General features: G+C 63.4%; 11 protein-coding genes and 1 pseudogene. 10 read left to right on the top strand and 2 right to left on the bottom strand.

What is annotated here, in order from left to right; genetic code table 11:
- The first annotated feature begins 1 nt into the window (after position 1).
- Genes ACX80E_RS14685 through ACX80E_RS14665 form a run of 5 tightly spaced genes read left to right on the top strand, consistent with a single transcriptional unit; the run spans position 2 to position 6,740 of the window.
- Positions 2 to 2,170, top strand: coding sequence for a 3-hydroxyacyl-CoA dehydrogenase NAD-binding domain-containing protein (locus ACX80E_RS14685; protein ID WP_459302764.1), 2,169 nt, complete (start codon positions 2 to 4; stop codon positions 2,168 to 2,170).
- 8 nt (positions 2,171 to 2,178) lie between these two features.
- On the top strand, positions 2,179 to 3,045 hold the full coding sequence (locus ACX80E_RS14680; RefSeq protein ID WP_459302763.1) for a crotonase/enoyl-CoA hydratase family protein: 867 nt from the start codon (positions 2,179 to 2,181) through the stop codon (positions 3,043 to 3,045).
- Between the two features lie 38 nt (positions 3,046 to 3,083).
- A complete protein-coding gene (locus tag ACX80E_RS14675) occupies positions 3,084 to 4,619 on the top strand; it encodes an acyl-CoA synthetase (RefSeq protein ID WP_459302762.1) in 1,536 nt (511 codons plus the stop codon).
- A 1-nt stretch (position 4,620) separates the two neighbouring features.
- A complete protein-coding gene (locus ACX80E_RS14670) occupies positions 4,621 to 5,706 on the top strand; it encodes a CaiB/BaiF CoA transferase family protein (RefSeq protein ID WP_459302761.1) in 1,086 nt (361 codons plus the stop codon).
- Positions 5,703 to 6,740, top strand: a complete 1,038-nt coding sequence (locus ACX80E_RS14665) for an MBL fold metallo-hydrolase (RefSeq protein ID WP_459302760.1) — start codon at positions 5,703 to 5,705, stop codon at positions 6,738 to 6,740. Before ACX80E_RS14670 ends, ACX80E_RS14665 begins: the two co-directional genes overlap by 4 nt.
- A gap of 133 nt (positions 6,741 to 6,873) precedes the next feature.
- Here ACX80E_RS14665 and ACX80E_RS14660 read toward each other — a convergent pair whose 3' ends face one another.
- A complete protein-coding gene (locus ACX80E_RS14660; RefSeq protein WP_459302759.1) occupies positions 6,874 to 7,410 on the bottom strand; it encodes a MarR family winged helix-turn-helix transcriptional regulator in 537 nt (178 codons plus the stop codon).
- Positions 7,411 to 7,656: 246 nt separating this feature from the next.
- Here ACX80E_RS14660 and ACX80E_RS14655 point away from each other — a divergent pair, with 246 nt between their 5' ends.
- The 5 genes from ACX80E_RS14655 to ACX80E_RS14635 all read left to right on the top strand — a co-directional run bounded on the left by ACX80E_RS14655 (position 7,657) and on the right by ACX80E_RS14635 (position 12,700).
- Complete coding sequence (locus ACX80E_RS14655) at positions 7,657 to 8,610, top strand: cytochrome b/b6 domain-containing protein (protein WP_459302757.1); 954 nt, start codon at positions 7,657 to 7,659, stop codon at positions 8,608 to 8,610.
- Positions 8,611 to 8,646: 36 nt separating this feature from the next.
- Positions 8,647 to 9,783, top strand: a complete 1,137-nt coding sequence (locus ACX80E_RS14650) for an acyl-CoA dehydrogenase family protein (RefSeq protein WP_459302756.1) — start codon at positions 8,647 to 8,649, stop codon at positions 9,781 to 9,783.
- Between the two features lie 18 nt (positions 9,784 to 9,801).
- Positions 9,802 to 10,845: an enoyl-CoA hydratase/isomerase family protein gene (locus ACX80E_RS14645; protein ID WP_459302755.1), complete on the top strand. Its 1,044-nt coding sequence runs from the start codon at positions 9,802 to 9,804 to the stop codon at positions 10,843 to 10,845.
- Between the two features lie 70 nt (positions 10,846 to 10,915).
- On the top strand, positions 10,916 to 11,860 hold the full coding sequence (mmsB, locus tag ACX80E_RS14640) for a 3-hydroxyisobutyrate dehydrogenase (protein WP_459302754.1): 945 nt from the start codon (positions 10,916 to 10,918) through the stop codon (positions 11,858 to 11,860).
- 63 nt (positions 11,861 to 11,923) lie between these two features.
- On the top strand, positions 11,924 to 12,700 hold the full coding sequence (locus ACX80E_RS14635) for an enoyl-CoA hydratase (RefSeq protein WP_459302753.1): 777 nt from the start codon (positions 11,924 to 11,926) through the stop codon (positions 12,698 to 12,700).
- A gap of 176 nt (positions 12,701 to 12,876) precedes the next feature.
- Here ACX80E_RS14635 and ACX80E_RS14630 read toward each other — a convergent pair.
- A pseudogene (locus tag ACX80E_RS14630) lies at positions 12,877 to 13,384 on the bottom strand (hypothetical protein); the annotation flags it as partial.

Raw genomic sequence — 13,384 nt, 5'->3', positions numbered from 1 at the left:
AATGAACCAGAACACGAACACCATTCTCTGGGAGCAGGACGCCGACGGCGTTGTCATCCTGACCATTGACGACCCCAACCAGTCGGCCAACACCATGAATGCCGATTACACCTCCTCCATGCAGGCGGTGGTGGAGCGCCTGGTGGCCGAGAAAGACTCCATCAGCGGTGTCATTGTGACCTCGGCCAAAAAGACGTTCTTCGCTGGCGGCGAGCTGAAGGACCTGGTGGCATCCACCCCTGCGGACGCGGAGAAGATTTTTGAGCTGGGGCAGCAGATCAAGTCTCAGCTGCGCATTCTGGAAACCCTTGGCAAGCCTGTTGTTGCCGCCATCAACGGTGCCGCCGTGGGTGGCGGGCTGGAGATTGCGCTGGCCGCCCACCACAGGATTGCCGCAGACACCAAGGGCTCGGTGCTTGGCCTGCCGGAAGTGACGCTGGGCCTGCTGCCCGGTGGTGGCGGCATTGTCCGCACCGTGCGCCTGATGGGCGTTGCTGATGCCACCATGAAAGTGCTCCTGCAAGGGCAGAAGTACAAGCCGTCCAAGGCGCATGAGCTGGGTCTGGTCCACCAGGTGGTCGGCACGGTGGAGGAGCTCATCCCGGCGGCCAAGGCCTGGATCAAGGCCAACCCGGAGGCCGTGCAGCCCTGGGACGTGCCCAAATACAAAATCCCCGGCGGAACCCCCAATACGCCTGCTTTCGCGGCAAATCTGCCCGCTTACCCCGCCAATCTGCGCAAGCAGCTCAAGGGTGCCAACTACCCGGCGCCGCGCGCCATCCTGGCCGCCGCCGTCGAAAGTACCCAGGTGGACTTTGACACGGCGCTGGAGATTGAGTCGCGGTACTTTGTGGAGTTGGTGACGGGGCAGGTCTCCACCAACATGATCAAGGCCTTCTTCTTCGATATGGGCCACATCAGCGCCGGCGGCAGCCGCCCGGCAGGCTACGAGAAGTACACGGCCAAGAAGGTTGCCGTGCTGGGCGCCGGCATGATGGGTGCGGGCATTGCCTATGTGTGCGCCCGCGGCGGTATGGACGTGATGCTCAAGGATGTCTCCCTCGAGGCAGCCCAGCGTGGCAAGAACTACTCCAAGACCCTCACGGACAGAGCCGTGGCCAGGGGCCAGTCGAGCCAGGAACAAGCAGATGCGCTGCTGGCCAAAATCACCCCCACCGCCGAGGCGGGAGAGCTGGCCGGCTGTGACCTGGTGATTGAGGCCGTCTTTGAAAACGTGGAGGTCAAGCAAAAGGCCTTCCAGGAAATCCAGGACATTGTTGGAGCGGGTGCGGTTCTTGGTTCAAACACCTCCACCCTGCCCATCACTGCGCTCGCAGAAGGGGTGCGTGGGCAGGAGAATTTCATTGGTCTGCATTTCTTCTCTCCCGTGGACAAGATGCCGCTGCTGGAAATCATCGCCGGCAAAAACACCTCGGATGAAACCCTGGCCAGGGCCTTCGACATCGCCGTGCAGATCCGCAAGACCCCCATTGTTGTCAACGACAGCCGCGGCTTCTTCACCAGCCGCGTCATCGGCACGTTCATGAACGAGGCCATCGCCATGCTGGGTGAGGGCATTGCCGCACCCTCCATCGAGCAGGCCGGTCTGCAGGCTGGCTACCCGGCGGCGCCGCTGCAGCTGGCCGATGAGCTGAACCTAACGCTGATGGCCAAGATCCAGAAGGAAACCAAGGCCGGCTTGGAGGCCGACGGCGGTGTGCAAAAGTACCAGCACCATGCGGCCACGGACGTCGTGAACACAATGGTGGATGAGTTCGGGCGCAAGGGCAAGCTGGCCGGCGCGGGGTTCTACAACTACGCCGACGGGCACAGGAACGGCCTCTGGGAGGGCCTGAAAACGAACTACGGTGGCACCACCGAGATTCCCTTCGAGGACATGAAGGAGCGCATGCTCTTTGCCGAGTCCTTGGAAACTGTGAAGTGCCTCGATGAAGGGGTGTTGCGCAGCATTGAGGACGCCAACATCGGCTCCATCCTTGGCATTGGGTTCCCGGCCTGGACAGGCGGGGTGCTCCAGTATATGAACGGGTATAGCGGCGGCCTGCCGGGTTTTGTGGCCAGGGCCCGGGAGCTTGCGGCCAAGTACGGCGAGCACTTCAACCCGCCGGAATCGCTGGTTGCCAAAGCCGAAAACGGCGAGGTGTACTGATGGGTGCGATGTCGCAGGATACTGCCGCCGACTCCGTCTTCACCCGGGTCTGGACGGCATTCACCGTGGAGCAGGCACCCACGCCGGGGGTCGCCGTCGTGCGTATGATCGGGCCGGGCCGCGGGAACATGATGGGGCACAGCTTTTGGGCGGAGCTGCCGCAGGTTTTTGCCGCCCTAGACGCCGATGCCAGCGTGCGGGCAGTGGTGCTCACGGGAGCGGGCCCACACTTCAGCACGGGCCTAGACGTTCAGGAGGTGCTGGGCGGCTGGCTGGGCACGCTGGGCCCGGGTGCCACAGCCCAGGCGGCGCAGCGCACAGAACTGCTCGGTGTCATCCGGACCCTGCAGGATGCTGTGACGGTCGTGGCCAGGTGCCGCAAACCGGTGATTGCCGCTGTGTCCGGCTGGTGCATTGGTGGAGGTGTCGACCTAATCAGCGCAGCCGATGTTCGCCTCGCTTCTGAGGATGCCACGTTCAGTGTCCGCGAGACGCGGCTGGCGATCGTCGCCGACGTCGGAAGCCTGCAGAGGCTGCGCGGCATCATTGGCGAGGGTGCCCTGCGCGAGTTGGCGTTGACCGGCAAGGACATCTCGGCCGCCCGGGCCGCGAAGATTGGCCTGGTCAATGACGTGTACGCCGATCAACATACGCTGCTGTCTGCGGCGCTGGAAATGGCCGGGCAGATTGCGGCAAACTCGCCCCTGGCGGTGGCCGGTACTAAGGCCGTGCTCAACGAGGACCGTGAAGAAAACGTTGCCCGCGGACTGCGCCATGTGGCGTTGTGGAACTCGGCGTTCCTGCACAGTGAGGACCTGCTGGAGGCGGTGGCAGCATTGGGCGAGCGCCGTCCGGGAGTGTTCCACGGCAAGTAAGTGAAAAGTCACTGTCGATTTTTTATCAAGGAGCCACCATGTACCTGACCCAAGGCCTACACCGTTCCCTGCAGGCAAACCCGCACACCACAGCCACCATCTTCAAGGACCGTGTGCGCACCTACGCCGAACATGCGCAGCGGATTGCCTGCCTTGCCGGCGCCCTGCAAGAACTCGGTGTGGCGGCCGGGGACAGGGTTGCCATGTTGTCACTGAACAGTGACAGGTTCGCCGAATACCTGGTGGCCGTGCCGTGGGCCGGCGGTGCCCTGAACCCGGTAAATATTCGCTGGAGCCCTGCGGAGATCGCCTACTCGCTCCATGACTCCCAAACACGTGTGCTGCTCATCGATGACGCCTTTGTGCCCATGGCCCCGGCGCTGCTGGAAAAAACTGCCGGGCTGACAACGCTGATTCACTGCGGCGACGGCCCCACCCCCGAGGGCATGTTCTCCTATGAGGAGCTGGTGGCCGGTACCGAACCCGTCGAAGATGCCTACCGGGGCGGCGATGACCTGGCCGGCATTTTCTACACCGGCGGCACCACCGGATTCCCCAAGGGGGTCATGCTCAGCCACACAAACCTCATCTCCTCGGGCCTGGGCACTGTCGCCAGCGGCGGTCTGTTGAAGGCAGGTGCTGTGCTGTTGCACGCGGCGCCCATGTTCCACCTGGCAGATCTGGCGGCCTGGTGCGGGCTGACAATCCTGGGCGGCACCCACGTCATGGTGCCGTTCTTTGAACCCGTCGCCGTGCTGAGCGCCATTCAGCAACACAAACCCACGGATGTGTTGCTGGTACCGACCATGATCCAGATTCTTGTGGACCATCCGGAGGCGGCGAACTATGACCTCTCCTCCCTAGCCCGCATGCTCTACGGCGGCTCTGCCATCTCCGACGGCGTGCTGAACCGCACCAAGGAGTGCTTCCCCGGGTTGCGCCTGACCCAGGCTTACGGGCAAACCGAAGCGTCCCCGGTCATCACACTCCTGCTGCCCGGCGATCACCGGGGCGCGTCCATGCGTTCCGCGGGCAGGGCCGCCCCGCACAGCCAGGTGGCCATTTTTGACCTTGACGGCCACGAGGTTCCGGTCGGGGAAGTTGGCGAGATTTGTGCCAAGGGCGCCCATGTCATGGCGGGCTATTGGAACAAGCCGGAGCAGTCCGCCGAGGCACTGCGCGGCGGCTGGCTGCACACGGGCGATTTAGGCTCTGTGGATGCCGAAGGCTTCGTCTACGTGGTGGACAGGCTCAAGGACATGATCATCAACGGCGGCGAGAACGTGTACTCCGTCGAGGTGGAAAACGCCCTGAGCAAGCACCCCGCGGTGGCGTCAGCTGCGGTGATTGGTGTTCCGGATGAGAACTACGGCGAGCGCGTCCACGCAGTGGTGGTGTTCGCCGCCAGCCACACGGCCACCGAGGCGGAACTGGCGGATTTCTGCAAGGCGCACATTGCCAGGTACAAGGTGCCGCGCAGTTTTGAATTCCCGGAGGCGCTGCCCATGTCGGGGGCCGGCAAGATCCTCAAGCGCACCCTGCGCGACAGCTACGCCGCGGCGCTAGGGGCCTGAGATGGGCGGCCCGTTGCAGGGATTGAAGGTGGTGGAGCTTTCCGCCATTGGGCCGGCCCCGCACGCGGCGATGATGTTGGCGGACCTCGGGGCGCTGGTGGTGCGTGTGGTGGGTCCGGCACCTCCCCTGGGCGGGTACGACGTCGGCACTCACCTGCTGCGTGGCCGCGCCACTGTGCGGGCGAACCTGTTGGACCCGGACGATCGTGCCGGGGTGCTGGATCTGGTGGCGGAGGCGGATGTTCTCCTTGAGGGGTTCCGGCCCGGCACCACGGAGCGGCTGGGGGTTGGCCCGGCGGAGTGTCTGGCCCTGAACCCGGGGCTGGTCTATGGCCGCATGACGGGGTGGGGGCAGGACGGGCCCTTGGCCCAACGGGCCGGGCATGACATCAACTACATTGCCCTGACCGGTGCCTTGCACGCCATGGGACCCGCGGAGCAGCCCATGCCGCCCTTAAACTTGGTGGGGGATTTTGGTGGCGGCTCCATGTTTGTCTTGACTGGCATTTTGGCGGCCTTATGGGAACGCGAACGTTCGGGGCTGGGCCAGGTGGTGGATGCCGCCATGGTGGACGGTGTCAGCGTGCTCTCACAGATCATTTTGGAACTGCGCTCGGTCAACATGTGGAGGGATGAGCGGCAATCAAATCTGTTGGACGGGGGAGCCCCGTTTTACCGGACGTACGCGTGCGCCGACGGTGGGCACGTGGCCGTGGGCGCCGTCGAACCTCAATTTTACGGCCAGCTCCTGGACGGTCTTGGCTTGCTGGCAGCCGAGCTGCCGGACAGGGAAGACCCTGCCCAATGGCCGGCGTTGGCGGAGGTGTTGTCGGGCGCGTTTGCCGGGCGCACCCGGGACGAGTGGACAGGCATTTTTGAGCACGTGGACGCCTGTGTGACACCCGTTCTGACATATGCCGAAGCCGCCCGGAATACACACATGGCCGCCCGGGGCGCCTTGTCGGGGCAGGGTGCGCACATTGCCGCAGCGCCGGCGCCACGGTTCTCCCGCACGCCGGCCGTGGCCAAGCAATCCTGCGGCGACACCGACTTTGCCACCGTTCTTGATGCTTGGAGGGCTTCATGATCACCATTACAGGGCACGAACAATTCAATGCCTGGAAAAACAAGGTGCTGCCAGCCGTGGAGGAGGTCCGGCCCGGCGTCTGGTCCATCCCCGTGCCGTTCATCAACAACCCCATGCGCTACACCTTGGCCTATCTGCTGATCGGTCAGGGCGAGGCCGCCTTGGTCGATCCGGGATGGGATTCAGATCAGGGATGGGACATTCTGACGGCCGGGTTGGCTGTTGCGGGGCTGTCGCCGGTGGACATCACCGGAATAGTTGTCACTCACTTCCACCCAGACCATTTGGGGATGGCTGGACGGTTGCGGGCGGCCTCCGGTGCTTGGGTGGCGCTCGGTGAGCATGAGCCCGTGGCCGCGCACTGGCCCAGTGATCCGCAACAGTTTGTGGCCACGGACAGGGCGCAATTTTCTGCGTGGGGCGTGCCGGAGGAGTTCCTGGCTGAGGTCACCTTCAACGCGGACTCCTGGGCGCAGCTGATGAGCGTCCAGGCCCCGCAGCGTCTTCTGGCGGATGGGGAGCTGCTGCCCGTCGCCGGGCTGAGGGTTCGCGTGCTGGCCACCCCCGGTCACACCCCCGGGCATATTTGCTTGGTGGATGAGGACAATCAGCTCATCCTCACGGGGGACCACGTGCTGCCGCGCATCACACCGCATGTTTCCCTTGAGGCCCAAATTCATGCCAATCCGCTGGCCGACTACCTCCAGTCCCTTCAGGTCATGGCTGTGGGGGCGGCGATGGAAGTTCTGCCAGCCCACGAATACCGTTTCCGTGGTCTGCCGGCGCGTGTGGCGGAGCTGCACGAACACACCCTTGAGCGGTCCGGCGAAGTGATTGCCGCACTGGAGGCAGGAAGCGCACAGACAGTCTGGGAGGTAGCCAAGCAGCTGAGCTGGTCACGCGGATTTGAGTCGCTGCGTGGGTTCACACTCCGCCTAGCGCTCGCCGAAACCGCCAGCCACCTGGTGTATTTGAGCGCGCAGGGGACGGCTGTGGACATGGTGCTCGCCCAAGGGGTCCCGTCCATGAAATAAGCTCCCCGCCCGCCCACACGGACGCTATCGCAGTAGTGGTCACTTTTTAGGCGACGCTATCGCAGCAGCCACCGATGTGAGAGCGATTGCTGCGATAGCGTCCGGGAAAAACCAGCCATTGCTGCGATAGCGTCTAGAGGGGGTCTGGGTACGGGACCGGGGCGCTGAAGTCCCCGGAGGCCTGGCGGAAGCGGGCCAGAATTTGTGTCATCTGCACAAGGTCCGCCGACGGGATGCCGGGCTTGGTAAACACCTCGGCGTTCAGCGCTGCCGTGGCCTCCTCCGCCAGTGCCCGCCCTGCATCCGTCAGCACCACCAAGGTGGCCCGCCCGTCGGTGGGATGGGCCTCACGCCGCACCAGCAGGTCTTTTTCCAGCCTGTCCACCACGCTCGTCACGGATGTTGGATGGACTTGGAGCCGGGCGCTGGCACTTGCCATTGGCAGGGCGCCGTCACGGGTGAACGACAGCAGGCGCAACAACTCCAACCGGGCGTAGGAAAGACCCTGCGGCTTGAGCACGGAATCAACCCGGCTATACATGATCTGGTGGGCGCGCATGACGGAGGAAAAAGCTGCCATGGCGTCGGCGGCGTCGGCCCAGCCATGGGCAATCCATTGGCGCTTGGCTTCTGCAATTGGATCCATGGGCAGGGGGGAGGCGGGGGACACGGGAGGTCCTTTCGGGCGGTCGGTGCAGGTACAGATGCGATCAACGTCAACTGTCACAATAATTTACTTGGTATACCTAGTAAATACTAGTAGTGCCTAGTATTCTGGGGATTGGCAACACCTGGCTGGGACACTATGACAGCCAATAGCAACATCAAACCCTTCACCTGTTACAAATAGAGACAGTTGCAAACGCAGGATAGTGAAACCGCCCCGTGGAAGTTCTTGAAAGAGGTTCTTTAGACCATGTCAACACCCATCAATAAGCAGGCCAACGGTATTTCGGCCAGGTGGAAGGCCCTGAGCTTGTGGGCCAAAGTTGCCGTGGTGGCGGCAGGACTGGTGCTGGCACTGCTGGTGGTGGTGCTCGCTGCCCGCTGGTTGACCGGCTCGGCTGCGGTGCAATCTTTCATGACCACCTACCCAGGGCAGTCGGAGCTGCCCGAAACAGCGCCCGTGGGACTCCCTGCCTGGCTGGGCTGGCAGCACTTCTTGAACATGTTCTTCCTGCTGTTGATCATCCGCTCAGGGTGGCAGGTCCGCACCAGCAAGCGCCCACCGGCGCACTGGGTGCGCAACAACAAGGGCTTGATCAAAACTAAGAACGCCCCCACCAAGATCAGCCTTGATTTGTGGTTCCACCTGACCCTGGATGCGCTCTGGGTACTCAATGGCCTGATCTTCATTGTGGTCTTGTTCGCCACGGGCCAGTGGATGCGCATTGTGCCCACCAGCTGGGACATCTTCCCCAACGCCATCTCAGCTGCCTTGCAGTACCTGTCCCTGGACTGGCCCACCGAGCACGGCTGGGTTAACTACAACGCCCTGCAGTTGCTGGCTTACTTTGTCACAGTCTTCATCGCCGCGCCGCTGGCCATCGCCACAGGCATTCGCATGTCCGGTGCCTGGCCCAAGAACGCGCGCACGCTGAACAAGATCTACCCGATCCAAGCAGCCCGGGCCATCCACTTCCCGGTCATGCTCTACTTTGTGGGCTTCATCATTGTTCACGTCACACTGGTGTTGGCCACGGGCGCCCTGCGCAACCTGAACCACATGTACACCTCCAGCGACGTCGTGAATTGGTGGGGCTTTGGCATCTTTGCCGTGTCCTTGCTGGTCATGGCCGGGGCCTGGTTTGCGGCACGACCACTCTTCCTTCGCCCCATCGCATCCCTGATGGGCAAGGTCACCAAATAAGCTGTTCCCCCACCGGGGCCGGCAAGAGGAGGCACCATGTACCAGCTCACAACCGACCAAGAGGCGGTGGTGGAAATGGTGCGCGATTTTGCCGCCACAGCACTGGCCCCGCACACGGCCGCGTGGGATGAGGACAAACACTTCCCCGTGGACGTTCTGGCGGAAGCCGGTGCGCTGGGGATGGGGGGGATCTACGTGGGGGAGGAGCACGGGGGCTCGGCGCTGAGCCGCACCGACGCGGTGCTCATTTTCGAAGAGCTGGCAGCCGTGGACCCCACCATCGCCGCCTACATCTCCATCCACAACATGGTCGCGTGGATGATCGACGCGTTCGGCAACGAAACCCAGCGGGCAGCCTGGCTGCCCGGCATCACCGCCATGACGGAGCTGACCAGCTACTGCCTCTCCGAACCCGGTGTTGGCTCCGATGCCGCAGCCATCACCACCTCAGCCGTGCTCGACGGCGGTGACTACGTTATCAACGGGACCAAACAGTTCATCTCCGGGGCCGGGGCTGCCGCGTGGTACCTGGTCATGGTCCGCACGGCGGATCTGGGCAGCCGCGGGATCACCGCCGTCGTCGTTCCCCACGACGCACCCGGGCTGTCCTTCGGGTCCAATGAAAAGAAGATGGGCTGGCGGGCGCAACCCACCCGCCAGGTGGTGTTCAAGGATGTGCGGATTCCCGTCGCGAACAGGCTGGGGGCCGAGGGCGACGGTTTCGGCATTGCCATGAAGGGCCTCAACGGCGGCCGGGTCAACATTGGTGCTTGTTCCCTGGGTGGTGGCCGGGCAGCACTGGAAAAGTCGATCGCCTATTTGAAGGACAGGCAGGCGTTTGGTGGCCCGCTCATTGAAAAGCAGCACCTGCTCTTTGAAATCGCCCAGATGGACACCGACCTGGAGGTGTCCCGCACCATGCTTATGCGGGCGGCAGCAGCCCTGGACACGGGTGCGCCGGACACGGTCAAGCTGTGCGCCATGGCCAAACTGGTGGCCACGGATGCCGGTTTCCAGGTGGCGAATCAGGCGCTGCAACTCCACGGCGGCTACGGCTATCTGAGCGAGTACGGCTTGGAGAAGATTGTCAGGGACCTGCGGGTCCACCAGATCCTGGAGGGCAGCAACGAAATCATGCGCCTCATAGTGGGCCGTCTGGCCGTGGAGGGCTAATCAGTGCAGGATAGGTACATGGAGCACAACGACGTTCTACACCAGCAAACTGGCCAGCTGGGGCACCTGATTCTGAACCGCCCCCAAGCCATGAATGCGCTCAACCCGGCCATGATCGCCACCCTTGCCCAGTGCTTGGATGAGTGGGAGGCTGACGACTCGGTGGCAACGGTTCTCATCTCCGGCGCCGGTGAGCGGGGACTGTGCGCGGGCGGGGACATTGTCTCCATCTATCACGACGCCCGCACCGGTGGGGATGCCAGCGAATCGTTTTGGCGCGCCGAATACCATCTCAACGCGCGCATCAGACGCTACCGGAAACCCATTGTGACGTTCATGGACGGTGTGGTGCTGGGCGGCGGTGTGGGGATTTCAGCCCACGCATCGCACAGGGTTGTCACCGAACGCTCCAAGATCGGCATGCCCGAAACAGGCATAGGTTTTGTCCCCGATGTGGGCGGCACGTACCTGTTCTCCCGCGCCCCCGGCGAACTGGGCACCCATGCGGCTCTCACCGGTGCCATGGTCAGTGGTGCCGACGCCATCGCCATGGGCCTGGCCAGCCACTTTGTTGAATCAGCCGCACTGCCCACGCTGGTGGCCGAGCTGGCCGAGCGCAACGCAAGCTCCGCCGTCGCACGCTGGGGGCAGGCAGCACCGGAGTCCGCCTTCGCGCAACAGCGTTGGTGGATTGATGAGGCGTACGCCCCGGACGACGTCGGGACCATCCTTGCCCGCCTCGCTCGCGTGGACGAACCGTCGGCGCAGGCTGCGGCGCTCGCCATTGCTGCGAAGTCCCCCACGGCCGTGACAGTCACTCTGGCGGCGCTGCGGCGGGCGCGGGCCCTGAGGTCCCTGGAGGAGGCGTTGAACCAGGAGTTCCGGGTTTCGCTGCGGGCACTTCGCTGGCCGGATTTTGCCGAGGGCATCCGGGCGCAGCTGGTGGACAAGGACAGGAACCCTGCCTGGTCCCCGGCCACGCTGGCACAGGTCCCCGACGATGTTGTGACAGCGGCGTTTGCCAGCGTGGGGGCACAGGAATTGGGCCTGATCGCGCCCTAACATTTTTAGGCGCGGCAGTATTCGGTACGGCAGTATTCGGTACGGCAGGGATGATCGGAAAGGAACCACCATGAGCGAGGAATCGATGGCGATTCGTGATACCAAGGTTGCCTTCATTGGGCTGGGCCATATGGGCGGGCCCATGGCAGCGAATCTGGTGGCCGCCGGCTATCCGGTGACGGGCTTTGATGTGGTGCCGGCGGCGCTTACCGCGGCGCACGCGGCCGGTGTCGTCGTGGCCGCCTCTTCCGCTGCTGCGGCGCTGGGGGCGGATGTCATCATCACCATGCTGCCCGCCGGAAAGCATGTGTTTGCGGCGTTTGAGGGGGAGGGGCCCGGTGGTGGTTTGCTGGCCGCTGCCAAACCCGGGGCGTTGTTCTTGGAGTGCTCCACCATTTCGGTCGAGGATGCGCGCGCCGCCCACGAAATGGTGGTGGCCAGTGGCCACAGGGGCCTGGACGCGCCAGTTTCCGGCGGTGTTGTGGGGGCCGGGGCCGGGTCGTTGACGTTCATGGTGGGTGGCTCCGAGGAGGACTTTGCCGCAGCCGGCCCCCTCTTTGAGGTGATGGGCAAACGCGTGGTGCTGTGCGGCGGACCCGGCTCCGGCCAGGCGGCCAAGGTGTGCAACAACATGATCCTTGGGGTATCGATGATCGCCGTGAGTGAGGCGTTTGTGTTGGGTGAAAAGCTGGGCTTGAGTCATCAGGCGTTGTTTGATGTGGCGGCCAACGCCTCCGGCCAGTGCTGGTCATTGACAAGCAACTGCCCCGTCCCCGGCCCCGTGCCGGCAAGCCCCGCCAACCGCGACTACCAGCCAGGATTTGCCGGGGCCCTCATGGCCAAGGACCTTGGGCTGGCGGTTGAAGCGCTCAACGCCACGGGAGTGGACGCGGTGCTGGGCAGGGCTGCCGAGGAAATCTACCGCGAGTTCGCCCTGGACGGAGGGGCGGGAACAGATTTTTCCGGCATCATCAACGCCATCAGGGACGCCAACGACGGCGATGGCGCTAACTGAGGTCTAGGCGCTGGCCAATTATTGACGTTGCAAACCATGTGAACTGAACGGAACCTCTCCACCATGACGCAGTACTCCATGATCTTGACCGAACAACATGGCCGGGTGGGATTGATAACCCTCAACCGGCCCGAAGCCCTCAATGCCCTGAGCGACGCCATGGGCCAGGAAATCTTGGCCGCCGCCCGTGCCTTCGACGCCGATCCAGGCATTGGCGCCCTGGTCATCACCGGTACCTCCCGCGCCTTTGCGGCAGGGGCCGACATCAAGGAGATGGCCGGGAAATCATCGGTGGAGATGTACCAGTCCAGCTGGTTCTCGGTGTGGGACGAGCTGGCCCGCGTGCGCACCCCCATGATTGCTGCCGTTGCCGGACACGCCTTAGGCGGTGGCTGCGAGCTGGCCATGATTGCCGACTTCATCATTGCCGCCGACAACGCCAAGTTCGGCCAACCCGAAATCAAGCTCGGCGTGATCCCGGGCATGGGCGGCTCGCAACGTCTCACCCGTGCCATCGGCAAGGCCAAAGCCATGGAGATGGTGCTGACGGGCCGTGTCATGGGTGCTGTGGAGGCGGAACAGGCCGGCCTGGTGGCACGGGTGGTGCCCGTTGACTCCTTGCTGGAGGACGCACTGGCCACCGCTGACACCATCGCCGCCATGTCCAAACCGGTGGCCATGATCGCCAAGGAAACAGTCAACGCAGCCTTTGAGACCACCCTGGCCGAGGGTGTCGCACGTGAGCGGCGCGCCATTTACGCCTGCTTCGCCACGGAGGATCAAAAAGAGGGCATGGCGGCGTTCTCCGAGAAGCGCCCGGCCGAGTTCAAGCACCGGTAAGTCTGCGCACGTCCACTCTCATCTGTGTGGCAGTTGTTGCACCAAATCGGGTCTGTCATGTCTCATACCTGTGTAGACAGTTCATGTCTCATACCTGTGTAGACAATTGATGTCTCATACCTGTGTAGACGCTTCCGGTCTGAGTAGCGGCCAGACCGGGAGTGTCTCACTTCTTTTTAGAGGGTTTGTTGTTCAGTCGTGGTGGTGGTTCTGACGGGGTTGATTTTGCGTTTCCGTACGGCGCCGGCCGGGTCTGCGGCGATTCCTGAGGGCTTGCCGTTGCCTACGTAGCGAGTGCCTTTGGGTGGGATGGGGTGGCTGATAATTTCCGAGCCGAGGTTGTCAAAGAACATGATGTCGATGCCGTCGCGGATGATGTTCACGGTGGTACCGATGTAGTCCTTGCCCATTTTGTAATGGGTGCCCATGGTGGTGACATTACCGTTACGCCCAACACGGCGCTGGGCGGTGAACCGTTCCGCGCCGACCGTAGCGGCCGGTTCTGGTGGGGCCGGTGTGGGAGCTTTGGGAGTGGCGTTCCAGGCGTCCTGCGGGGTCATGCCCGGTTCCAACGCTTGGTGTTCACGTTCGGTGTTGTAGTACCGGTCGAAGGCATCGATCTGGGTTTGCAAGACCTCCAGCGTGGTGGCTGTCGGCTGTTGTTTCAGGTATCGGTGCAGGGTT

It is taken from the genome of Arthrobacter sp. TMN-49 (genome assembly GCF_054511095.1).
Note: the sequence above shows the minus strand (reverse complement) of the source record. Positions and strands in the feature narration are given on the sequence as shown.

What these genes read in the sequence shown, in the direction of transcription:
- ACX80E_RS14685 (WP_459302764.1), top strand. Translation starts at nt 2, where the DNA reads ATGAACCAGAACACGAACACCATTCTCTGGGAGCAGGACGCCGACGGC.
- ACX80E_RS14680 (WP_459302763.1), top strand. Translation starts at nt 2,179, where the DNA reads ATGTCGCAGGATACTGCCGCCGACTCCGTCTTCACCCGGGTCTGGACG.
- ACX80E_RS14675 (WP_459302762.1), top strand. Translation starts at nt 3,084, where the DNA reads ATGTACCTGACCCAAGGCCTACACCGTTCCCTGCAGGCAAACCCGCAC.
- ACX80E_RS14670 (WP_459302761.1), top strand. Translation starts at nt 4,621, where the DNA reads ATGGGCGGCCCGTTGCAGGGATTGAAGGTGGTGGAGCTTTCCGCCATT.
- ACX80E_RS14665 (WP_459302760.1), top strand. Translation starts at nt 5,703, where the DNA reads ATGATCACCATTACAGGGCACGAACAATTCAATGCCTGGAAAAACAAG.
- ACX80E_RS14655 (WP_459302757.1), top strand. Translation starts at nt 7,657, where the DNA reads ATGTCAACACCCATCAATAAGCAGGCCAACGGTATTTCGGCCAGGTGG.
- ACX80E_RS14650 (WP_459302756.1), top strand. Translation starts at nt 8,647, where the DNA reads ATGTACCAGCTCACAACCGACCAAGAGGCGGTGGTGGAAATGGTGCGC.
- ACX80E_RS14645 (WP_459302755.1), top strand. Translation starts at nt 9,802, where the DNA reads ATGGAGCACAACGACGTTCTACACCAGCAAACTGGCCAGCTGGGGCAC.
- mmsB (WP_459302754.1), top strand. Translation starts at nt 10,916, where the DNA reads ATGAGCGAGGAATCGATGGCGATTCGTGATACCAAGGTTGCCTTCATT.
- ACX80E_RS14635 (WP_459302753.1), top strand. Translation starts at nt 11,924, where the DNA reads ATGACGCAGTACTCCATGATCTTGACCGAACAACATGGCCGGGTGGGA.